The following is a 21,550-nucleotide window of genomic DNA, read 5'->3' as shown; positions in this document are numbered from 1 at the left end:
CTGGTCAGTATCTAGAATCTTCCCGATTTAAAAATGGAATATAGTAAAAAGGCAACCATTAAGAGAGCGACAACAAAGCCGATTTCAATGGCAGGTACATTCCACAGCATGGTCACCTGATGATTCAGCGATGAACCGATAATCAGTCCGACCATAATAATGCTGAACGCTAACAGCACGATACTGAATGACAGACGGTTGCTGATCTGATCCAGCCTGCGCAGAAGCATTTCCAGCTCCGGCACAGTAACCTCCAGCTTAAGCTTGCCCTTGCTGATAATCGAGGCCAAATGCCTCGCATGTCCTGGTAGTTCCATCAGCGTCTCCACCAGCTCAGTCGCACCACCCAGCAGCTTGCCTCGGATACGACGACCGCTGAAGCGTTCCTTCAACAGCTTGTTACCAAAGGGCTCAGCCAAAGCGATAATACTGAGATCGGGGTCCAGGTGCTCCACGACCCCCTCCAGTGTCAGCAACGCCTTGCCTAGCAACAGGACGTCCGACGGCAAACCAATCCGATGGCGCTGCGCTGCGCCAAATAGGTCGTTCAAAGCATCACCAATACTGATCTGTGAGAAAGGAACGTCTGAGTAATCTTCGCGTATCTTGTCCAGATCAGCACGCAGCGCATTCAGGTCGGTGTCCGGTTCGACCAGACCCAAACGTTCGATAGACCGAACCATGGCATCGGTATTTTTGCGCATCAGGGCAATAATGAGGGAAGCGAGATGATTCTTCATCTCTTCGCTCAACCTTCCCGTCATGCCAAAGTCCAAATAAGCGAGACTGCCATTTTTCAAAACGAGTAAATTCCCCGGATGGGGATCGGCATGAAAAAATCCCTCTATAAAAATTTGATGCAGCATGCTGTTCACCAGCCGCTGCGCCAGTTCTTTCAAGTTATATCCACGGCGTAATAGCTCTTCACGACTACCCAAGTGAGTTCCGTCTAGAAACTCCATAGTCAGTATACGGGAAGAGGTATGATCCCAGTATATTTTCGGAATATAGATATGTGGGTCCTGCTCAAATTGGAGCGCAATCTTCTCTGTATTACGGGCTTCATGGTTGTAATCCAGCTCCTGAATGAGCGATCTCCCCAGCTCCTCCACCATCTGGCGAAGCTGATATCGCTCTACCCACTCCCAGCGCTTGGCTGCCATAGCGGTCAGTTCCCGCAAAATGTCCAAATCTCGCCGAATAATGCGATTAACGCCAGGACGCTGGATTTTAATGGCGACCATTTCGCCGCTGTGCAGCTTGCCCAGATGCACTTGCCCGATCGAAGCAGCGGCCAGCGGAACATCGTCAAAACGAACCAGTATGTCCTCTAATGACGTGTCCAGCTCTTGCTCCAGAATGCCACGCGCCGTTTCAGATGAAAACGGTGGTACCTGATCCTGAAGCTTAACCAGCTCACGGATAATAGGCTCCGGCAGCAGGTCAGCACGTGTGCTTGCCAACTGTCCAAGCTTGATGAATGCAGGCCCCAGATCCTCCAGCACAAGTCGAATCCGTTCACCTAGCGTTTTGGACTCGGGAGTTTCTCTCGTCAGCCACTTGCGAGGCAATGACAGCAGCTGGAACAGTCCCATTTCTTCCACCATATAGCCAAAGCCATGACGCGCCAGCGCCATGGCAATTTCCCGGTAACGACCGGCGTGCTTCATACGAACCGCCATTTTAATCCAGCCGGTTCGCTTCTTCAGCGTCGCTCGAACCCGTAAGCGCCGCCTTTTCTTTTTCCAGCTCCGCTACCTGTTTTTCCAACAATGCCACACGCTGCTCCAAACTTGTAACATCGTTTTCGGTAGGGACTTCCAGCTCCTGCAAAATGCGGCTAACCTGTTCGCGGATCACTGTTTTGAATTGTCCCTGTTCCTCTGCCCCTCGTTCGATCAGACGATCGACCAGCGCTTTGGATTCCGAGGGCGCAAGTTCTCCCCGGTTTACAAGATCCTCGACGGCTTTCTCCACCTTTTCTTTGCTGACAACGGTGAGGCCCCACCCCAATGAGATGGCTTTTTTGAACAAATCGCTCATAATATATCCTCCCCTACCTGTGATTACCTATAGTATAACCTGAAAAGGGGAGCCGCATAAAGTTCGCAGCTCCCCTTCCTCAATGAATGGAATGATCTATGTTTAACCCGGAAAGCGTCCAGCCCACTTGGCAGCCTGAAGCAGCAGCTTGCGGTATCCCTCGTGTTGGAAGCTTGGCTGATTATGTCCAGGCATCAAATAGACGACCCGACCCAAGCCATAGGACAGTGACCATGCCGCCGGCCACCACTGGCCTTCGTGTTCATATTCCATCAATAGTGTTTTTTCAGTGAAAGGATCAAAATCAAAACGATACGGCTCCTCTTGCATCTCGAACGGCTCGATTCCTTCCATAATCGGATGATCCGGCTCCGTTACTTTGAAGGAAAGTGGACCTGCAGCCGGGTGTCGCAAGAAACGTGCCCCCATTAACTGTGCAATTTCATACCGTCCTTGCAATGTGATTCCGTTATGCAGCACAAGCAATCCACCCCCGCCACTAACATAAGACAGCAATCCTGCTGTTTGTTGAGGTGACAGAACCTCCTTGCGGCTATCGCAGTACGAGATACATAGATCAAATGAGGTTAGATTTTCCTTGAGCAGCATTTTACGATTCTCACTGCACTGTACGGTCATCCAATCCTGTAAAATATGGCTAATCTCTTCGTCCACCCCTTGCAGCGGGTGAAACTCCGGATACGAATAATCTCCTAACAACAATGCTTTTCTTTTTTCCATGATAAATCCTCCTTGCCTGACTTGTATATAAGGACTTTAAAGGCGGGGCCCGTGTCATTTATTCTTGTTTGTGGGGTCAAAACGCTCAGAAAATTCCGTTTGGCCCTTATCCATTTCTCATAACACCGCCATCATTGTCCGAGCTACGGCATATATAAATAATTCTACAGACGGCCTATTAAATCCTTTAGCAGACGATTATAGCATATATGTTCGCTCGCAATAAACTTATTAAAACTTATTCAAACTTTATAAATCTGAACGATGGCGATTCGGCCTGTTTATGGTATACTCGTAAGAAAAAAAGTGCGTCCATGCTTGATTAACAATGAAGGGCCGCTTTTTGTAAGAATTTATGCTTGCGGTTATAGAATTGATAAGAATTGCCTCAAACCTTATACATTCTATAAATCTTAAAAAACCGGGGAGGTTGCATGAATGAAAAGGACTGGAATGACCCGGCCCTTGGACAGCTTGGGGCGAATTGTGCTTCCTAAAGAGTTGCGCATGACGATGGAGATTGACATCGGCGATCCATTAGAGTTTTTTATTGAAGACCAGACACTCATGCTCCGTAAGTACAAATCAACCAACTGTATATTTTGCGGTGCGGTTGATACCAACACCTACTTTAAAGATCAGTTTATCTGCGATGAATGTGCAGCCTCGATGAAAACGGAAGATTTAATTCCGGTCACAGCGACTGAAACCCATTCACCTCCACTTAAGCAAAATATGCATATGAAAAAAATTTATCAGCGCACAGACGTTATTTTGGAGAAAATGAGAGAGCTTATGGAAGAACATCCAGCATCTTCACAAAAACAACTCGCCTCCATGCTTGGCGTGAGCCAGGGAAGGATTTCCCAGCTGAAAAAGCTCATGTAAGCGAGTCACCAAAAAAGTAATGTATACGCTTCCATACTATGTAAGGTTTAAATCTATTGAAATTTAGAAAAGCCGGACCCTTTAGGGGACTCGGCTTTTTTCGTTTATATGAAGTAGTGGACTCGTTTGCAAACCTATTGACCGTAAGCCCGGCATTGTTCCACCCAGCGTGCTGCCGCCTTGGGAAGAGAAGCGAGATGAATATGCGTGTAGGCTGCCAAAAGGTTCCCTTTCGCATAACCCTCACTCTGGAGACCACGCATCCCCTTGGTTTGATAGGCGTAGGAGTAGGGGGCGGATGATTCATCATAGTGCATGACAGAATAATGAAATTCATGTCCCCGAATGGTCTCTCCAGCCTCCAGCAGCAAGCAATCCTGCAAAGCGGTTGCTTCCCGGTATCCCAGTGCAGCCCGTTTCTCCTGCATGCGGACGTCCGACGGAATAACCCCGGCCATGTGATAGGCATTCCCCATACGATCCGTAAGTGTCCGTGCCAGTACCATATAACCGCCGCATTCGGCGAATACTGGCATATCCCGGCTTACCGCGTTGCGGATATCTTCCAAAAAGCCCGTATTTGCAGCGATAGCTGCGGCAAACTCTTCGGGGAAACCGCCGCCCAGGTATAGGCCGCTTGCCTGCTCAGGTACGCGTTCTCCCGCCAGCGGACTGAAATAGACAATCTCTGCTCCCGCCTGACGTAGCAAATCCATATTTTCCGGGTAGTAAAAATTGAACGCCGCATCTCTGGCGACGGCGATGACGGGACGTTCCCCGGTATCAGCTTCATGCCCTGCTGATGGAAGCCAATCCGGGGGAAACAACGGTTGTGCGGGCAGAGACAAGGGCGGAGCCGAATCCGCCAATGCCCGCAGTGCATCCAGATCCGTACCCGCGCGGATCAGCTCTGCCGCCCGTTGGAAAAGCGGCTCCAGCTCGCCGCGTTCCACAGCGGGTACTAAACCCAGATGACGCTCAGGAATATCCAGCCCGTCATCACGCTTTAACCAGCCGAGCACGGGGATGCCGCACTCCTGCTCAATCGCCTTTTTGACGATGCCATAGTGCCCTTGGCTACCGCAGCGATTCACAATTACGCCCACAATGCGCAGCTTGGGCTCCAAGCGCTGAAAGCCGAGCACAATAGCGGCGGCGCTTCGTGCCATACTGCGCACGTCGACCACCAGCAATACAGGGCTGTCCGTCAGCATGGCGATCTCAGCGGTCGAGCCGGTGTTACTGAGCGGGTCCTTGCCGTCATACAGCCCCATGACGCCTTCAATCACGGAAATATCCGCGCCTTCGGAAGCACGGATAAAGGTTTCACGCACCGTATCCGGTGAGGTCATCCATGAATCCAGATTACGGGAAGAGGTCCCGGTCGCGGCAGTATGATAGGTCGGATCGATATAATCCGGCCCGCATTTAAAACCCTGCACTCGCAGGCCGCTGTCGGCGAACGCCTTCATCAGCCCGAGGGTAACCGTCGTTTTGCCTGCGCCGCTGCCTGTTCCGGCAACAACAATACGGCTTCTGCGCGTAGCGGCAGACGGATCAGACTGTACAGCCTGCTTCATGATGTCAGTCATAGGAAACCCGCGCTACAGACAGCGTCATATTGCCGCTTTTTTTCTTCTCCAGCAGCCAATGGTCTGCACCAGAAGACAACAAGGCTGAAGGTTCACTGACCCCATATGCGCCAGTGTATTTGAAGACGGTTTCCGATGGATTGGGAAGCTGCACCGTATTCAGCTCTGACGGAGTATACGTCACCAGTTCCCAACCGTATTTGGCGCAAAGGGCAAGTAAGCCCTCTTCGTCCTTTTTCAGATCAATGGTGGCAATATTCCGTACGCTTTTCACGGACAAACGCAGCTCTTGCAAGGTGTCCAGCACACCCGCCTCCAGTTCCTCCAATGCAGTCCCACGGTTGCAGCCGATGCCGAGCACCAAGCTTTTCGGACGGTACAGCACGCCATTAGAAAGAAGCTGCTCCTCTTCCTCCGGCTCCAATAAACGGTCACTCACGACCAACGCGGCGTTAAACGGTTCTTGCAATGCTTCTGCCGTCGAAGCATATACCTTGATATGCCCAGGTACAGGCTTGTCATAACGCCACCAGTTCCGTTCGCCTGTCTCTTGTATGAGCGCAACAGGCTCCTCGTTCACAACAGCGGCGCTCACAGGAGTGGCCTTGTCGAAGCTATCGACCACCCAACCCAATTCCCGACCAAACATGTCCACCGGAATCGTGCCCTGCACGTCCGATGCAGTCGTGATTACAGCACGTGCGCCCAGTACAGCCGCTACATGGCGGGTCAATTCATTGGCGCCACCCAAATGGCCAGACAATACGCTAATAACATGCTCGCCACGATCATCAATGACAACTACCGCCGGGTCTACCTTTTTATCCACCAAAATTGGTGCAATCATACGAACCACTGCACCGAGAGATATAAATAAAATAATACCGTTATATTGTTTAAATAAATCCGGCAAAATCAGCTTGACCGAGCCTTCGAACAACTGAATGCCACGCTCCTGCTCGTCGCCACGCTCAAATTTGGACATGTAATACACATCGGTACCCGGAAAGCTGGCTCCCAAATTGCGGACCATTTCCACTCCATGCTTCGTGATCGCCACAGCGGCAAATGGATTACTCACCGGGCTTCACTCCCTTCCGGTAGCCATGGGTGAACGACTTGTCATACAGCTTGGAACGATGCGCGTCCTTGTCCACCAGTCCCGGATCGAGCGCCCAGCCTGCCAAAATCATGGCATGCATCGTTATGCCTGCTGCACGCAAATCGGCGGGTAATTGAGCAAGCGTCGTGCGCACGATCTTTTGATCCGGCCAGGTCGCGCGCTGCACAACCGCTACAGGCGTGTCCTCACTCCAGCCTGCTGCCAGAAACTCAACGACCACCTTCTTTGCCAGCGTTGCGCTGAGGAACAGTGCCACTGTACAGTGATGGGATGCCAAGTCACGCAGCTTTTCCCGATCCGGTACAGGTGTACGGCCTTCGGCACGCGTCAGAATGACCGTCTGTGTCAGGTCAGGCACAGTTAGCTCTGCACCCAGCACCGCCGCAGAAGCAAAGACCGAGCTGACGCCTGGTACGATTTCGTATGCTACTCCGCGCTGCTTCAGCAACACCATTTGCTCCAAAATCGCACCATACACTGCCGGATCACCTGTATGTACGCGAGCTACACTGCGTCCAGCCTGCACAGCCTCGCTCATAATCTCGACCTGCCGCTCCAAATCCATGCCTGAGCTTTGCAGTACCTGCGCCTCTGGCTTGGCCGTGGCAATCAGCTCGTCGTTCACGAGCGAATCCGTGTACAATACCACATCGGCCGTGCGTAGAATCCGAGAGCCTTTGACCGTAATCAGCTCCGGGTCGCCTGGACCTGCTCCTACGATATATACTTTGGGCTCCAACGTCATTTGCTCACCACCATTAAACTCAAATATTCAAGCTCCTGTCCGCGCAGCTCACGTGCGTCGCGCCATACCATTTCATAAGGGGAAGTGACCTTGGTAATGACTGATGCACGGTCCCCAAGATGGAGTTCATCCAGCACATCCAAAATCAAATCCAGCACCTTGGCAACCTTGATAAACACGACCGTATCGTGATTCTCAATCGCCCGCTTCATCGCTTCCCGATCATCCGTAGCCGGAATAATACCGACCTGCTGATCTCCGTCTGCCAAAGGCAATTCGAGCGCTGCCGCCGCTCCCAACACAGACGAAATGCCCGGAATAGATACAATCGGCACCTCAGGATGGAGATCCTTCATGAGCCGTGCCAAATGAATAAAGGTACTGTACAGATTAGGGTCTCCCTCTGTGACAAAGGCTACATCTTTGCCTTGGCTCAGTGCCTCCCAGCAAGCAACCACCGTTTTGTTCCACTCACGCTCCAGTACAACCGGGTCCTTGGTCATTGGAAAAATGAGTCCCAGCATCTCCTTTTCCTCCGGATTGACGTACAACTCCACGATTTCGTGAGCATACGACTTACCTCCCCGACGTTTCTTCGGATAAGCCACAACTGCACATTCCTGAATCATGCGATACGCCTTGACTGTAATCAGCTCGGGATCACCCGGCCCCACGCCTACGCCGTAAAGTGTTCCTGTTGCCGCCGTATTCATGCTGTCTCTCTCCCCCTCTTGAATTACCAGCTTACTCCCCTGCTACTTCGTCAGCCACGTCCACCGACGGCTGTCCTGTAATGACATATATCGGATTGAGTCCGTCAAAACGAGTCATATTCAAAATCGGCTTGCTGCGCGCTGTTTGCAATAACGTCACCGAAGTATCGAGACCTGCTGCTTGCATCGCCTTCATCCCATCATGCAGCGTCTCAATCGTTGCAGCATTCACTACAATTCGTCCATCCTTCCGCAGACGGGAAGCACACAGACGAATTAGTTCGGCCAATTCTCCCCCGCTCCCACCGATAAACACCGCATCCGGGTCTGGCAGATCTTCCAGTCCGGCAGGCGCTTTGGCATGAATAACCGGGAAATCGGTGCGGAATTTGATTTTGTTCGCTTCGACATTAGCCAAATCGCCTTCGTTCTTCTCAATGGCAAATACTTGCCCATACTTGGCCAGCCGCGCACATTCCACCGCTACAGAGCCGGAACCTGCGCCGATATCCCATACGATGCTTCGTTCGGTCAGACGCAGCTCGGACAAGCTGAATACGCGTACTTCACGCTTCGTGATCAGTCCTTTTTCCGGCTTACGCTGGTGAAATTCCGCATCCTCGAAGCCAAATCCCCGACGAATTGCAGGCACGTCTTCTCCCTTACGGCGGCGCAAAATAACCACATTCAGTGGTTGGAACGTTCTCTGCGCCATCTCATCCAGCGTATAATGCTGATACACCTCGTCCGGTCCGCCCAAATGCTCGCCGACAAAGGCATCATATTCCGTCATGCCATAATGCAGCAGATAGGCAGCGACTGCGGCGGGATGATTTCGGTCGTCAGTCAGCAGCGCGACCTTGTTCTGTCCATCGATTCGCTGCGCCAGTCCGGTCATCGGACGGCCGTGTACGCTTTCCAGCACCGCATCCTGCCAGCTTTCACCGAGACGCGCAAACGCCAGCTGAACCGAGCTGAGATGCGGCAAAATATCCAGATGTTTCGACCCTAGCTTGGCAGACAAATAACCTGCAATTCCAAAAAAAAGCGGATCGCCTGACGCAAGCACGACAATATCCTTGTCCTTGCGCAACCGTCCCAATTCTTCTACCACGGCAGATAAGCCGCTCTTTAATGTTCGTTTTTCCCCTACGAATGCCTTGAAAAAGGCTAGCTGGCGTTCTCCACCAACCAGCAGGTCGGCACGCTCAATGTGCTCCAGCGTCTCCTGCGACAGACCTGCCGCTCCATTTTCACCGATACCAATGACACGAATCACTCTACTCACCGACTCTCGCCCTCCCCAGCACGTTCCCTTTCATCGTTACCAGTACCATTTCCACGACAATTCCACCACCTGCATGGTCCAGACAATGCGAACATCCATAGGTACACAACTTTTCAAAAAAGCTAAGCGCATTCGCTTCGGTCATCATATCCGCCACCTGCGTAGCTGTATTCGCCTCTGCCACTGACGCTGCAAGCGACTCATCCACCCCCGCTTCACGCGCGACCTCAGCCAAAAAACCAAAATCCACCGGAGCACTCTTGGAGTGAACCATCATGACACCTTGAGCTACCTTCGACAGCTTGCCAGGCATACCGACGAGAATAATCTTTTTCATTCCCAGCCGTTTCCCATGCTTAATGGCAAAGCCGACAAAATCCCCCATCTGAATAAAGGCCTCTTCCGTCAGCTGATCGTACATTTGCATGGCATATTTTTCACTGCTGCCGCCTGTGGTCAGGACTATTTCCTGGCAGTTCATCGCTTGTGCAACCGATATGGCCTGCACGACACTGGCTTTATAAGCTGACGTGGAAAACGGAACGACCACACCACGCGTGCCTAGTATGGAAATACCGCCAAGAATGCCAAGACGCCCGTTCAGCGTTTTCTTGGCGATTTCTTCGCCGTCCGGTACGCTGATGACGACACGGACACCTTTGGCCGATCCGTGCTCTTCAAGCACGCCTGTCACAGCCTCCATAATCATACGTCGCGGCACCGGATTAATCGCCGCTTCCCCGACAGGCACAGGCAGACCGGGCTTCGTTACCCGTCCTACGCCGATGCCGCCATCCAGCTCAATACCCGGCTCCTCGCGCCAGCTAACGGACGCGATAATTTTCGCCTGATGCGTGGCATCTGGGTCATCGCCACCGTCCTTGATCGTCGTGCAGGAAGCTTCGTCCGCGTCCAACACAGGCTCGATCAGCTCAAACGCATGATCGAATCCCGCGGGCAACGATATCACTGCTTCCTTCGGTGGAATGCCCGTGATGAGCAGTTGCACCGCTCCTTTGGCCACTGCAGCCGCACAAGCCCCCGTCGTAAAGCCTGACCGCATCGGCTTGTCCGGCGCGGGAGCTTCACCGCTTTTCATCCGTTTGGGCCTGTTGGCGGACGCCGCTTCCTTTTCCATGCCAATTCCTCCTTAACCTCTTCTGCTGATCATGTTCTAATTCATTTCATGATACAGCAAACGGACAACCGCATCTAGCGGACAGCCATTAAGGAGATCGCATTCAATGCTGCTACGACAATTGTACTGCCGCCCTTGCGTCCAATATTCGTAATGAACGGAATATCCAGCTTGCGCAGTTCGTCCTTAGATTCTGCTGCCGATACGAAACCGACGGGCATGCCAATCACCAGTCCGGGTTTAGCCGCTCCTTCTTTTACCAGACGGATCAACTCCAGCAACGCTGTCGGCGCATTACCAATGGCATAAATGCCACCTTCGCCCGCCTGAATCGCTTTGCGCATTGAAATAATGGCGCGTGTCGTATTCAGCCTTTTCGCTTCTTCCATGACATCAGGGTCAGATATGTACACATGCACATCCCCGCCAAATTGACGGATACGATCCTTGCTCAGCCCCGCTTGAATCATCTGCACATCCGCCACTACCTGCTGTCCTGCACGAATAGCTGCAATCCCAGCTTCAATCGCCTTTGGATGAAACACCATGCTGCGGCCCAGCTCAAAATCAGCAGATGCATGAATGACACGCTGTACAACGGGATATTGCTCTGCTGTAAAAGGATGCTCTCCCAATTCTTCTGTGATCATCTCGAAGCTTTTGCCTTCAATCTCCTGCGGCTGTACCGTTAGCGGTTTAAATTCTGTTTTAAAATCCATGGTAGACCACTCCCTTATGGAAAATTAGAAAATAGTTTAGGAAAATGACAATTCATTGCTACAAAATCATAGATACCTCTTAAAAACACCTATTTTAAGATGACTATATTTTAAATACATGCCAGAAGTCGTTCCTGATTAACTGGACTCGCAAGGGCAAGACTCAACTCAAATTGAAGTTTTCTCTTTTGCTGTGCGCAGTGCGTTAATGACTCCGTCGAAATGATCAAATACTGTGCCAAATTCCACTTCCGGCCTGGAAATCAAAAGTACGTGAATCCCCAGCTCCAATGCAGATTGAACCTTTTCATCCACTGCTCCCGTGCGTCCGCTTTCCTTGGTGACCATCACGGTCGTGCCATAGTGTTTGTACAATGCTTCGTTCATCTCGCGGGAAAAGGGTCCCTGCATGGCAATAATATTCTTTTGCTCCATGCCCAGTTCGCCGCATTTCTCCATATTGTCCAAGCGCGGCAGCATGCGTGCAACCAGACGAATCTCCGGGTCTCCGAGTAAATGCTTGGTGAACGTGCCGAGCGTCTTACTACCTGTCGTAAGCATTACAGAGCCTTTGAGTTGCTTCGCTTCTAATGCGGCCTCTTCATAGGAAGACACGATGTGGAGCAATGGATGATTGTCATACACCAGTCCCGCCCGCTCGTAGCGAATATAAGGAACTCCGGATTCGCGAGCAGCTGTCATCGCATTCGCATGTGCTTCTTCTGCAAAAGGATGACTGGCATCAACAACCGCCTGTATTCCCTGATCCCGAATCATTGCACTCATTTCATCGGCTGTCATTCGGCCTGTACGTACGTCCAGCCCTGCTTCGGCCAAGCTGGCTGCCGCACTTTCGGTTACGACCGAGGTCAATACGTTGAAGCCATTGTCACGGATTTGCAGCGCCAATTCCCGAGCATCGCTCGTTCCACATAGCATGAATATCATGAGCCCTTCACCTGCCCGCTTCCATTCACTACAGATGGCGTATGTGAATGCTCATGATGGTGATCATGGTCATCATGGCTGTGAGCATGGACATGCTCATGAGTGTGATCGTGGCTGTGTGTATGGTGATCATGATGATCGTGCTCATGTGCATGATGATGGTGATGATGCTCATGATCGTGATGGTGGTCATGGTCATGGTCATGGTCGTGGTGATGATGGTGGTGCTCCTGCGCCTCCAGACGGAACTGGCAGTTATCACAATTGGCCGTAACCTTGCCGAACAAGCCTTCCTTAGCTCGCTCCAGCACCAGTTCAATCAATTGAGGATGAAAACCAAAATATCCTCCCATCTCCACTTGTAATGTAGGGTGAGCCTCGGCAAATTCCTGGGTCATTTCTCCGATGCGCTTAATCAGCACACCCGTGAACAGAAAATAGGGAAGCACGATAATCTTTTTGGCCCCCAGTCGTACACAACGCTCCAATCCATCGGGAAAAGAAGGCTGCGTCACACCGATAAAGCTGCTCTCTACCCACGTATAAGAAAGCTGTTCCCATAGCATACGGGTGATTTTGAAAAAGTCACTGTTCGCATCTGGATCGCTACTTCCGCGTCCTAACACAAGTACCGCCGTTTCTTCGTCGGATACCTCGGCAAATGCCTCTACAGCGCTATTCATTCCCACTGGAACTGCAACCGGACGGGCCTCTTTCAAGCGGCTTTGCAGAATGCTTACGATTTTCTCGTGAACGCCAATCGGGCGTCCATATACAAATTCCACCTGCGGATATTTTGCTTTTGCCCGATCAATAGCCATCGGAATATCAATTTTGGCATGTACCGCTGCGAACAAGATAATCGGAATGAGAACGACACGCGTCGCACCTTTCTCCACACATGTTTGCATCCCATCAGCAATGCTGGGACGTGCCAACTCCAAGAAACAGGTTTCCACGCACATATCCGGTACCCGGTCTGCCACTGCCTGTGCAAATTCCAGCAGTTCCTGATTCCCCTCCGGGTCCCGACTTCCATGTCCAACTAACAATATTGCATCCACTGCTGTTTTTTCCTCCTCTTTAATAGGGATAGCCTGCATGACGCCCTATTTTATATATATGCTTGTATCCAGTTCATCAGGCCTTCAGTCCATTAATCACCACAAACCGCATTCACTTCTACCGTTGCTGGTGCATCTTCATGCCGGAAACCCGCAACGACGCCTACACGTTTAAAAAATTTATGAAAACGCTCGTTCGGATGCCCTTTTTCCTTATATTCAGCGATGACGTTCTCCACGATGTCAGTAATTTGATCACCCGGAATCCCTTCCGCTACGGGCTGAGCGGCATGAGCATTGCGACCGAATTTTTTGCCACCAAGGAAGAGGTCGTATCCTCCCTTGCGATAGACGATGCCGATATCCTCCAGCACCGCTCCATAGCAGGCCATACCGCATCCGTTCAAAGCAATGCTCGTTTCCTTGGGTGCCTGTAATCCGCCAAGTACAACCTGTAAATGCTCAGCCACAGGCACAGCGTCATCCTTCTCCATATTGCAGAAGTCGCACGCCTTCACCTTAAACACATCGCCAATCGGCATGACAATGAATCGTTCATCCCGCAGCCGTCCGACCAGTTCCTCGGGGTCTGCACACGGTACGCGCAGCACGATCTGATGATCTGGCGTGTATTCCAGCTCGCCGTCATCACCCGCTACCTCGGCGAGCAGCGCCATCTGGCGAGCGGTGAATTTCTTGTTTCCCACACCCGGGGAAACGCCCACCTCAAATAGCGCAGGCTTGCCAAAGCCGCCTGTCGCCATCCCGGCCGGGGCCCCCACTCCGGCCACTGCTGACGTTCCGGCGGTGCTCTCGGCGGTAGGCGCTTGCCCGCTCCAGCGAGCGTTGGCTGCGCCAGGCAGCTTGCCGCCGACAGCGAGGCGGCTTAGTGCCTCTGCCGCTAGCGATGCCGGGGCCGCCCCGGTTTGCACAGCGGTCGTTGCCTGCACGGCAGCCATCGCTTGCGGGCGTGCCTGCGTCGCAACCGCAGCGCCGCTCGCGGAGGGTCCAGCGGGCGTAGTCGGGGCTGCGCCTGCCTGCGGTGCGGCCTCTTGCGCGCCCAGCGACCACGGCTCTGCTTCCGTACGGAGACGCTGATGCGGCTTGAGCGCTTGCTCGGTCGCATCCAGCGTGTATTTGCGCTGATATCCGCGCGGAGTCACGATCAAGCCGTCATACACCGTTGTCGAGGAATTGCCGATGATTACAGTTGTCAGCATCCCGATGTCATGATTCAGCATATCTTCCAGCGTCGTTACAATAACTTGCTGACGTTCACGATAAGCACTTTTCACCAACCCAACTGGAGTTTGCGGATCGCGGTAACGCAGCAAAATGGACTGCGTCTCCACAATCTGGCGGGTACGCCGACCACTGCGCGGGTTGTATAATGCAATCACAAAATCGGCCGAAGCCGCTGCTTCTACACGCTTCACAATCGTTTCCCATGGGGTCAGATGATCACTCAGACTGATCGTGCAAGCATCATGCATAACTGGCGCCCCCAACAGTGAGGCACAGGACTGAATAGCCGAGATCCCCGGTACGACTTCTACCTCAACCCCGTCCTCGCGTCGCCAGCCTTTTTGCATCAGCACTTCGTACACCAGCCCTGCCATACCATAGACTCCTGCATCTCCACTGGAAATGACAGCTACCTTCTTGCCCATCTCTGCTTGGCGAACCGCCTCCTGCGCACGGCTCACTTCCTCTGTCATCCCTGTGCGTACAATCTCCTGTCCGTTCAACAACGGACGGATCAAATCAACGTAGGTATTGTAGCCGATAATGACCTCACTTTCGGCCAGCGCATCCAGCGCCCGTTTTGTGATATGTTCCATATCTCCTGGTCCAAATCCAATCACCAGCAATTTTCCTAATGGGCTCATCGTGCTCCTCCTATTCACCCTTTTCAGGGTAGCTATCCTATCTATTTCAATGATTTATGCACATCGTGTAACTCAAAAAACCCCATCCTGCCCGGATGGGGTTTCTATGTACGTATCTCTCATCAGACGAAAAAACAGCGTAAGAAGACACTATTTGTCTTCCTCCAGCCTGCCGTTGTTTTCCACCTGTCTGTTTACGCTTCAAACGCTGCTGCACGTTCATATCCACGCAAACCTCTAACCAACATGGAAAAAGCAACGTGTGCCTGATTTCCTGATTTCGTACACCCATCCTCTCCGCGAAGGTTAACGGTGCATACAGATCAAGGTAGGTCTCCTGGCTTGGCATCAACAGATTCTTTCGTCTTCCCCGTTTTTCACGAGTGACCATTTAAAAAAATCCTCTTCCTTACAGTGGCGGGACCGCTCGGGATTTGCACCCGATTCCCTGTTACCCTTTGCTCAACCGCAAAGGCACCTTGTCTGTCCGCTATTTGATTATGGGTCTTATCATAACCTTGCCTCAATCAGTTGTGCAAGCACGAAAAACGCTTTATTTCAAGTTCTCTGCTTTATTTTTTAACATATGTAGCAATTCGTCCGGGTCCGCAGAGATACTTAATAACGCTGGATGCTCAGCCCCGGTAAACCCTTCTTGCACGCTATGACGCACCATTTCTACTAACGGGTCAAAATATCCATTCACATTCAGCAGCCCAATCGGCTTGCGATGAATGCCGATTTGCGCCCAGCACAATACCTCGAACAGCTCCTCAAAGGTTCCCAAGCCACCCGGAAGGGCAATAAACGCATCGGCCATCTCGCTCATTGCCGCTTTACGCTCATGCATGCTTGCTACCTCAATGAACTCGGTAACTCCCCGATGAATGATCTCTGCATCAAATAACAGGGTGGGCATAATGCCAGTGACCTGACCGTCACCCGCCAGTATTCCATCCGCCACCTCTCCCATCAGCCCCCTACTGGAGCCACCGTAGATCAGACGGATATGATGGCGAGCCATGGCTTCTCCCAGCTTGCCTGCCGCTTCAACATATACCGATGAATGTCCAGGTCTGGACCCGGCAAATACACAAATAGAATTCATTAACGTCTCAGCTCCTGTCCTAAGTATCATGCATCGAAACTTATTCATTATATTAGCTAAATATTTTCGCTATAACAAAAATCTTTGTCGATGCATGTCCAACAAAAAAAAAAGATAAAGACCTCGCAGGCCCTTATCTTTATTTTACGCTTTATCCAAAAATATAAGTTCATTTTTAGCATACTATATTTATAATTTCTATCTCATTTCCATCTCATTTCAATGACCATTCATGATCTTCAGACCACAGCCATGCACCGAATCGTTATGCTCAAAATATTTGCCCAGCTCCACCATCATCGCGCCCATGCGTTCTTCGGTTGGAAACACGACTCGATCAATCCCTTCTTCCACAATGGACTGTGCAGTCACCTTCCCTACTGATACAGCAATCACATCCTCACGGAAAGCCTCCAGTAAATCCTCGATTCGATTTTGCTCTCTCGCATATTGGGCTAAAAATCGAATTTGCGGACCACTCGTGAACGTAACAGCATCAACATTACGATGGATAACATCCTCCAGTAACGCCTGCAATTTTGCTTCCTCAGGTGGGATATGCTTATAAGGAAGTACCTGGCGGGTTACTGCCCCCTGCTCGTCCAGCCACTTTACCAACCGTGGGGCTGGATCGCCATGCAGTTGCAACAATACTTCTTTTCCCTTCAGATCGTATGGGGCGAAAGCTCCTGTCAATCCGATCAAACTTCCGTCCTCGTCTCGTACTGCTGGCGTAAAGCCACGCTTTTTGAGTCCATTGACCGTCTTGTAGCCCCGCGCTGCAATGTTGGAAGATTGCAGCAGCTCCATAATCTGCTCAGCCACGCCCATATCCTCTGCCATATCGAACAGGGCATCCAGCCCCATACCTGTCGTGAAGATGTACCAGTCCGGAGGGTGCTTCACCCACGATACAACAGCGTTGCGCAGCTCGATATCATCCAGAAAAACGGTACCCTGGGCCGGGCGCTGTACTGGCTCACCCCCCATCTTCACAACTAGCAGCGCCATTTCTTCTGCTTTACGGGGACCAGCAAGAGCGACTCTCTTGCCTGCCATGCGTTGTGCCATTCTGTTGCCTCCCTTGTAGATGTCGTATTTCTTTCTACCAAGTATACAATCAGAGGGGTAAAAGACAAATAAGAATTACTTTTCCGATGAATACAGTAATCTTATAAGTGGCCGTGTTCTGTTCTGCCTCCATGCTGGCTTTCTTTCTGACTACTGCTATCCCGCTCTCCGTTAGATGCCCTATCATCTCCGCCTTTCCCTTTAGATTTGGGTCGGAGCAACATCCATAGCAACAAAGGCATGATAACAAAAAAAATGATCATCACCGCGGTCCACTCCCGGCTGAACTCATAAATTTGCACAATGTTGGAGAACAGCATAAACGAACAGACATAGCCTAACAAACCTACGGGCCAAACCATCAGGCTCCCCCAGGCTTGGGCAAACATCCGTTTTACCGCCAAACTGGTAACGTACAGATCAACCCCAATCTTCGTAAGAAAGGTCGGTACGGTCAGTACTGCCACGAACAAATCGAACCGATCCAGAAAGTCCGTTAGCTGCAATTGACGCACCAGTTCATACGCTGGATAAAACAGCCGTGACAAGATAGGAACACCAATAACCAACTCGGATAGCAGCACCAGCATGGTCAGAAAAGCGGTTCCGAGCAAATGCCCAAACCACGCACTACGCCCATTATAGCTCTTCCCAGAAATCACAAAGGGGACTATCATAATATCGGCCATATAACCCAGCATGCGCCAACTCCCCTTGATTACTCCCTCTACTTCTGGATGTAAGTAGGGTCTCAGCATCGAAAAATCCATATTACGCCCAAAAAAAAGCGGCATGGTCAACAGCGTCACAATCAACAGCGGTATAAAATTCTCGGTCATATTCACGATGGTGCTTATTCCGCCTTTAGCCATAAATACTAGAGTCAACAGCACAATAAGAGAAGTGACCACAATCGGAGTCAGCGGCAAAAGCACCACCTCCACCAGATCCGTAATAATCCTCAAATCCCGTGCAAAGATGATCAGGAATAAAATAAGGTAGATTGCAAGCAGCACACGGCCCAGCACAGGGTGAGAGCTCACCATCGCCTGCATCAGATCCTGATCAGGGAACCGTCGTTTAAGTTTCAACATCGCCCAGATCGGCAAGCAGAGTACGATAGCCGCAATTATACAGGTCCAGTAAGCATGCTGATTCGCGTGATCCGCTGCCTGCGTCGGAGCATGTATAAGGGTAATACCGACCTCCATCAATACACCAAGCAGCACAATTTGTCTGGTTGTGAACTGTTTCATGCAGGTACATCCTCCTTTTGCCCGCAGGCATCCATTACACGATTTACAACGTAGGGGGGAGCCACATGTCAATAAAACGGGTTAGCCATGTAGCCACATAAACGGTGCTCTTCGTTGATGTTCCGTAAATCCAGATACCAATGCTAATAACATACATTACGCGGGAGACCCAGCGATTGATGGCTGGTGCATTGTGAATATTTTTACGGTCCATCAGATACATGAAGAGCATAACCAGCACCAAAGGTAACAGAAATACTTTATTCATTGGATTTGCTCCTTTTTGACCCCGAATGGTTTGGTGACCGCACCGATATTCTCAATATGCACGACCGGATTTATGGTGACCTTCACCTTGGGATACAGTTGTTCCCATTGGGGTTTGATCCGTTTCCATTCATCCGGTTGACTCGTAATAATAGCCCGGCCCAAACCAAGTACGTCTGAACGATACTTTTGCTGAATCACCTGAACAGCCTCTCCCAGCTCCCTCTTAATTTCCTCGGCTGTCTGCTGCTCCAGCCACTTCAAATTTTCCTCGTTGGAAATATCGAAACTCGTCTCATTTTCCTTCACATTCCCATTGCAGTTCATATGAATGGTCATTCGAATCTCATCCCCTTGAATATGGGGCTTAATTTGGACTTTATTTTCGATGAGGTGTACAGATATGTAACCTCTACCTTTGGGAGGGGGAATAAATATTTCTGTCTCCTTGGCTTGCTCCATACCCAAAAGCAGAAACCGACTGAGGTGGTTATCAATAATTCCTGTTAACCTGTCTTTGCGAAACACAGCCAGTCCATCGACCTGAATATTCGTTTTCTTGTCTTTAAGGTTAGGGGGCCCATTCTTCACCAGAGACATTACTGGTACCACCGGGTCAACGCCTTCCAGCAGGACGGAATTCATCAACAGCTTAACGGAACGAGGTTTTTTCATATAGGAAATATTGAGCTCACGCACCATTTCTGCTGGATATTGCTCTATCGGAGCATCTGCCTGAAGCAATTCCATCGTTGAACCCTTCGTAATAACAACCAGGGACGACAGACGGTTCTGCGGAACACGTGCCAGTACATCCATCATTTTGCTAATCCCTTCTCGTGCCAGCGCCTCGCCGAACAGCAGCACCCGCCGATGGGAGTAATTGAGTGTTCGCGAAACTCCGCGCTGTTCCTCGGTACTTGCTCCTCGAAAGCTTGGGCCTATTTTGGACTCCAAATAGTAGGATTTCGTACCACTGGTACCTCCCCCTCCTCCTGTACTGCCCGAAGATCCGAGTTGTCCGGGTAGAGCGATTTGCATCGTTACCCGGTATTGATCGCCTTCCTTGTCCAGCCCGGTACCCATCACGAAAGCAACATCATTCACTTCACGGCGATCCCAGCATCCTCCCAAGAGAACAGAGCATAGCAGCAGACAACAGAGCACAGCGACTTTACGTATTTGTTGTGTATTCGATTTGGGCTTCATCACCATCCCTCCTCGCTTTTAGGCGTTCCATTCATCTTTTCCTTCGCTCGTTTGTTGTTGTCTTTACCAATCCAGGAAGGACGTTTGGTCATTTTCCACCAAGGCGCGCGGACGACGATATCCTTTTGATCCATATGGTTGTATGGGCTATATCCACTCATATAAGGGACACCAAACGAGGTTAGCTTGGTTAGATGCGTAGCAATCAGCGTTGTCGCAATAATGATCCCAAACAATCCGAATAAACCCGCCATCAGCATGATGGGAAATCGCAGCAGACGAACCGTGATGGCAAAGTTAAAACGCGGTATGGTAAACGACGCAATACCTGTGAGCGACACAACAATGACTATGGGCGCCGATACGATTCCTGCCTGTACTGCGGCCTGCCCAATGACGAGTGCACCAAGAATACTGACGGCCTGACCGACCGTTTTGGGGAGACGAATCCCTGCTTCCCGTAATGCCTCAAAGGAAATCTCCATCATCAATGCTTCCACCAGTGCTGGAAAAGGGATGGATTCGCGAGCCGCCGCAATACTCAGGATGAGCGTCGTCGGCAGCATATCATGATGAAAGGTCGTCACCGCTACATATAATGCAGGCAGAAAGAGAGCCATTATGAGAAAAAGAAAACGAATCCAGCGCACCATATTACTGATGAAAAAGCGCTCGTAATAATCCTCGCTCGCTTGCATCATCTGCCACATGGTGACTGGCCCAATCAGAGCAAAAGGCGTTCCGTCCACAAAAATGGCAAAACGTCCTTCCAGTAACTGCGCAGTGACGGTATCCGGACGTTCAGTGTATTCCATTTGCGGAAACGGTGAAAACGGATGATCCTCAATCAGTTCCTCAATATACCCCGTCTCCAGAACACCATCAATTTTAATATCGCTGAGCCGTTTTTTTACATCCTCCACCAGCTTCGAATCTATGATCCCTTCAATATAAGTAAGGACGACGCTCGTTTGAGTTTCTGTTCCGATGGTCATGCTATACATCTTGAGCTTGGAGGTCTTCAGCTTGAAGCGTAACAGTGCCGTATTAACGCGAAGAGTCTCAGTGAAACCCTCACGCGGACCTCGAATAACCGCTTCTGTCTGTGGTTCCTCTACGCCACGACGAACGCCCCCCTTGGCGCTAAAAATATACGCACGAGGCGTGCCATCTACGAACAAGGCGGCATTGCCGTCCAGTATCGCTGCCGATACCATCTTCCATTCGTCCATCGTTTTGGTCTGGGACATGGAGATACGAGTTTCATCCAGCGGCTCCAATTTGCCGTTCACTTCAGGGTCCTTGAGCATCATGCCCAGAATGACAGGCCGCAGGATATGATCCTGCAAATCCTCCGATTTTACCGTACCTTCAAAATAAGCCAACAACCCTTTGCGTTCAGGGGAAATCATGAGCTCTCGATAGACGATATCAGAGCAATCCTTAAAAATATCACGCAAAGCAATCAAATTGTCTTCCACACTGCTACGTAGCGGCTGTTCCAGCCACGAAGACTCAGGCAGTCCTTTAGGCACATTGGAATTTCGTGTCTTGCGGTCTGCGGCTGGAATCGCTCTCCGGCTCCACGGTGGCTTCGGCAACTTGGGAAAGCGCCCTTTCTTCATCGTTATTCCCCCTTTACGAATGAGCCGAACAGATAATATGACATATAGGATGTACCAGCCTGCAAAGGATTATGTATCCAATGAACTCAACATATTGAACGGATAACAAAAAGACCCTGCAAT

The 21,550-nt window shown here is 50.9% G+C and carries 20 protein-coding genes and 1 riboswitch; of the genes, 1 reads left to right on the top strand and 19 read right to left on the bottom strand.

Annotation, left to right across the window (positions count from 1 at the left end):
* Positions 1-11 precede the first annotated feature (11 nt).
* From ACL9RM_RS02160 to ACL9RM_RS02150, 3 genes are all read right to left on the bottom strand, one after another.
* Entirely contained in the window at positions 12-1,682 is a 1,671-nt protein-coding gene (locus ACL9RM_RS02160; RefSeq protein ID WP_039271646.1) for an ABC1 kinase family protein, read from the bottom strand.
* Between the two features lies 1 nt (position 1,683).
* Positions 1,684-2,043, bottom strand: coding sequence for a phasin family protein (locus ACL9RM_RS02155; RefSeq protein ID WP_013312404.1), 360 nt, complete (start codon positions 2,041-2,043; stop codon positions 1,684-1,686).
* A gap of 102 nt (positions 2,044-2,145) precedes the next feature.
* Complete coding sequence (locus ACL9RM_RS02150) at positions 2,146-2,784, bottom strand: ThuA domain-containing protein (protein WP_039271649.1); 639 nt, start codon at positions 2,782-2,784, stop codon at positions 2,146-2,148.
* A 438-nt stretch (positions 2,785-3,222) separates the two neighbouring features.
* Here ACL9RM_RS02150 and ACL9RM_RS02145 point away from each other — a divergent pair, with 438 nt between their 5' ends.
* Entirely contained in the window at positions 3,223-3,672 is a 450-nt protein-coding gene (locus ACL9RM_RS02145; protein ID WP_039271650.1) for an AbrB/MazE/SpoVT family DNA-binding domain-containing protein, read from the top strand.
* A 134-nt stretch (positions 3,673-3,806) separates the two neighbouring features.
* Here the strand turns inward: ACL9RM_RS02145 and ACL9RM_RS02140 are convergent, their stop codons facing one another.
* From ACL9RM_RS02140 to ACL9RM_RS02065, 16 genes are all read right to left on the bottom strand, one after another.
* Positions 3,807-5,264, bottom strand: a complete 1,458-nt coding sequence (locus ACL9RM_RS02140) for a cobyrinate a,c-diamide synthase (protein ID WP_250266859.1) — start codon at positions 5,262-5,264, stop codon at positions 3,807-3,809.
* The gene (locus tag ACL9RM_RS02135) at positions 5,257-6,345 is read right to left on the bottom strand and encodes a cobalt-precorrin 5A hydrolase (protein WP_025719610.1); all 1,089 of its coding nucleotides are present in this window, start codon (positions 6,343-6,345) and stop codon (positions 5,257-5,259) included. Before ACL9RM_RS02135 ends, ACL9RM_RS02140 begins: the two co-directional genes overlap by 8 nt.
* Complete coding sequence (cobM, locus tag ACL9RM_RS02130) at positions 6,338-7,132, bottom strand: precorrin-4 C(11)-methyltransferase (protein ID WP_013373518.1); 795 nt, start codon at positions 7,130-7,132, stop codon at positions 6,338-6,340. The genes ACL9RM_RS02135 and cobM overlap by 8 nt, the downstream gene beginning before the upstream one ends.
* Positions 7,129-7,845 carry a precorrin-2 C(20)-methyltransferase gene (gene cobI / locus ACL9RM_RS02125; protein WP_039271654.1) on the bottom strand — a complete coding sequence of 239 codons (717 nt, stop codon included), beginning with the start codon at positions 7,843-7,845 and terminating at the stop codon, positions 7,129-7,131. The genes cobM and cobI overlap by 4 nt, the downstream gene beginning before the upstream one ends.
* 31 nt (positions 7,846-7,876) lie before the next feature.
* On the bottom strand, positions 7,877-9,133 hold the full coding sequence (gene cbiE, locus ACL9RM_RS02120; protein WP_250266860.1) for a precorrin-6y C5,15-methyltransferase (decarboxylating) subunit CbiE: 1,257 nt from the start codon (positions 9,131-9,133) through the stop codon (positions 7,877-7,879).
* Positions 9,126-10,271 (bottom strand): cobalt-precorrin-5B (C(1))-methyltransferase, encoded by a 1,146-nt coding sequence (locus tag ACL9RM_RS02115; RefSeq protein ID WP_250266861.1) that lies wholly within the window; start codon positions 10,269-10,271, stop codon positions 9,126-9,128. The genes cbiE and ACL9RM_RS02115 overlap by 8 nt, the downstream gene beginning before the upstream one ends.
* Before the next feature lie 74 nt (positions 10,272-10,345).
* Positions 10,346-10,990, bottom strand: coding sequence for a precorrin-8X methylmutase (locus ACL9RM_RS02110; protein WP_039271658.1), 645 nt, complete (start codon positions 10,988-10,990; stop codon positions 10,346-10,348).
* A 168-nt stretch (positions 10,991-11,158) separates the two neighbouring features.
* Entirely contained in the window at positions 11,159-11,938 is a 780-nt protein-coding gene (gene cobK, locus ACL9RM_RS02105; RefSeq protein WP_250266862.1) for a precorrin-6A reductase, read from the bottom strand.
* Entirely contained in the window at positions 11,935-13,002 is a 1,068-nt protein-coding gene (locus tag ACL9RM_RS02100; RefSeq protein ID WP_250268974.1) for a sirohydrochlorin chelatase, read from the bottom strand. Before ACL9RM_RS02100 ends, cobK begins: the two co-directional genes overlap by 4 nt.
* A gap of 92 nt (positions 13,003-13,094) precedes the next feature.
* Positions 13,095-14,891 carry a precorrin-3B C(17)-methyltransferase gene (gene cobJ / locus ACL9RM_RS02095; protein WP_250266863.1) on the bottom strand — a complete coding sequence of 599 codons (1,797 nt, stop codon included), beginning with the start codon at positions 14,889-14,891 and terminating at the stop codon, positions 13,095-13,097.
* Positions 14,892-15,201: 310 nt separating this feature from the next.
* Positions 15,202-15,387, bottom strand: a riboswitch (cobalamin riboswitch).
* 57 nt (positions 15,388-15,444) lie between these two features.
* On the bottom strand, positions 15,445-15,999 hold the full coding sequence (locus tag ACL9RM_RS02090) for a TIGR00730 family Rossman fold protein (protein ID WP_069290593.1): 555 nt from the start codon (positions 15,997-15,999) through the stop codon (positions 15,445-15,447).
* A gap of 219 nt (positions 16,000-16,218) precedes the next feature.
* Positions 16,219-17,070 (bottom strand): uroporphyrinogen-III synthase, encoded by an 852-nt coding sequence (locus tag ACL9RM_RS02085; RefSeq protein ID WP_069290594.1) that lies wholly within the window; start codon positions 17,068-17,070, stop codon positions 16,219-16,221.
* A 101-nt stretch (positions 17,071-17,171) separates the two neighbouring features.
* Positions 17,172-18,326, bottom strand: coding sequence for a GerAB/ArcD/ProY family transporter (locus ACL9RM_RS02080; RefSeq protein ID WP_250266864.1), 1,155 nt, complete (start codon positions 18,324-18,326; stop codon positions 17,172-17,174).
* A gap of 43 nt (positions 18,327-18,369) precedes the next feature.
* Positions 18,370-18,594, bottom strand: coding sequence for a hypothetical protein (locus tag ACL9RM_RS02075; protein ID WP_069290596.1), 225 nt, complete (start codon positions 18,592-18,594; stop codon positions 18,370-18,372).
* A complete protein-coding gene (locus ACL9RM_RS02070) occupies positions 18,591-19,802 on the bottom strand; it encodes a Ger(x)C family spore germination protein (RefSeq protein WP_250260204.1) in 1,212 nt (403 codons plus the stop codon). The genes ACL9RM_RS02075 and ACL9RM_RS02070 overlap by 4 nt, the downstream gene beginning before the upstream one ends.
* Entirely contained in the window at positions 19,802-21,427 is a 1,626-nt protein-coding gene (locus ACL9RM_RS02065) for a spore germination protein (RefSeq protein WP_069290598.1), read from the bottom strand. Before ACL9RM_RS02065 ends, ACL9RM_RS02070 begins: the two co-directional genes overlap by 1 nt.
* Positions 21,428-21,550: the final 123 nt, after the last annotated feature.

This window comes from Paenibacillus sp. S29 (assembly GCF_049319765.1).
GTDB lineage: Bacteria > Bacillota > Bacilli > Paenibacillales > Paenibacillaceae > Paenibacillus > Paenibacillus polymyxa_B.
This window is presented reverse-complemented; position numbering and strand designations above follow the sequence as displayed.

Bases quoted from the DNA above. Each gene is read 5' to 3' on its own strand.
- ACL9RM_RS02160 (WP_039271646.1), bottom strand. From the start codon at position 1,682: ATGGCGGTTCGTATGAAGCACGCCGGTCGTTACCGGGAAATTGCCATG.
- ACL9RM_RS02155 (WP_013312404.1), bottom strand. From the start codon at position 2,043: ATGAGCGATTTGTTCAAAAAAGCCATCTCATTGGGGTGGGGCCTCACC.
- ACL9RM_RS02150 (WP_039271649.1), bottom strand. From the start codon at position 2,784: ATGGAAAAAAGAAAAGCATTGTTGTTAGGAGATTATTCGTATCCGGAG.
- ACL9RM_RS02145 (WP_039271650.1), top strand. From the start codon at position 3,223: ATGAAAAGGACTGGAATGACCCGGCCCTTGGACAGCTTGGGGCGAATT.
- ACL9RM_RS02140 (WP_250266859.1), bottom strand. From the start codon at position 5,264: ATGACTGACATCATGAAGCAGGCTGTACAGTCTGATCCGTCTGCCGCT.
- cobM (WP_013373518.1), bottom strand. From the start codon at position 7,132: ATGACGTTGGAGCCCAAAGTATATATCGTAGGAGCAGGTCCAGGCGAC.
- cobI (WP_039271654.1), bottom strand. From the start codon at position 7,845: ATGAATACGGCGGCAACAGGAACACTTTACGGCGTAGGCGTGGGGCCG.
- ACL9RM_RS02115 (WP_250266861.1), bottom strand. From the start codon at position 10,271: ATGGAAAAGGAAGCGGCGTCCGCCAACAGGCCCAAACGGATGAAAAGC.
- ACL9RM_RS02110 (WP_039271658.1), bottom strand. From the start codon at position 10,990: ATGGATTTTAAAACAGAATTTAAACCGCTAACGGTACAGCCGCAGGAG.
- cobK (WP_250266862.1), bottom strand. From the start codon at position 11,938: ATGATATTCATGCTATGTGGAACGAGCGATGCTCGGGAATTGGCGCTG.
- cobJ (WP_250266863.1), bottom strand. From the start codon at position 14,891: ATGAGCCCATTAGGAAAATTGCTGGTGATTGGATTTGGACCAGGAGAT.
- ACL9RM_RS02090 (WP_069290593.1), bottom strand. From the start codon at position 15,999: ATGAATTCTATTTGTGTATTTGCCGGGTCCAGACCTGGACATTCATCG.
- ACL9RM_RS02085 (WP_069290594.1), bottom strand. From the start codon at position 17,070: ATGGCACAACGCATGGCAGGCAAGAGAGTCGCTCTTGCTGGTCCCCGT.
- ACL9RM_RS02080 (WP_250266864.1), bottom strand. From the start codon at position 18,326: ATGAAACAGTTCACAACCAGACAAATTGTGCTGCTTGGTGTATTGATG.
- ACL9RM_RS02075 (WP_069290596.1), bottom strand. From the start codon at position 18,594: ATGAATAAAGTATTTCTGTTACCTTTGGTGCTGGTTATGCTCTTCATG.
- ACL9RM_RS02070 (WP_250260204.1), bottom strand. From the start codon at position 19,802: ATGAAGCCCAAATCGAATACACAACAAATACGTAAAGTCGCTGTGCTC.
- ACL9RM_RS02065 (WP_069290598.1), bottom strand. From the start codon at position 21,427: ATGAAGAAAGGGCGCTTTCCCAAGTTGCCGAAGCCACCGTGGAGCCGG.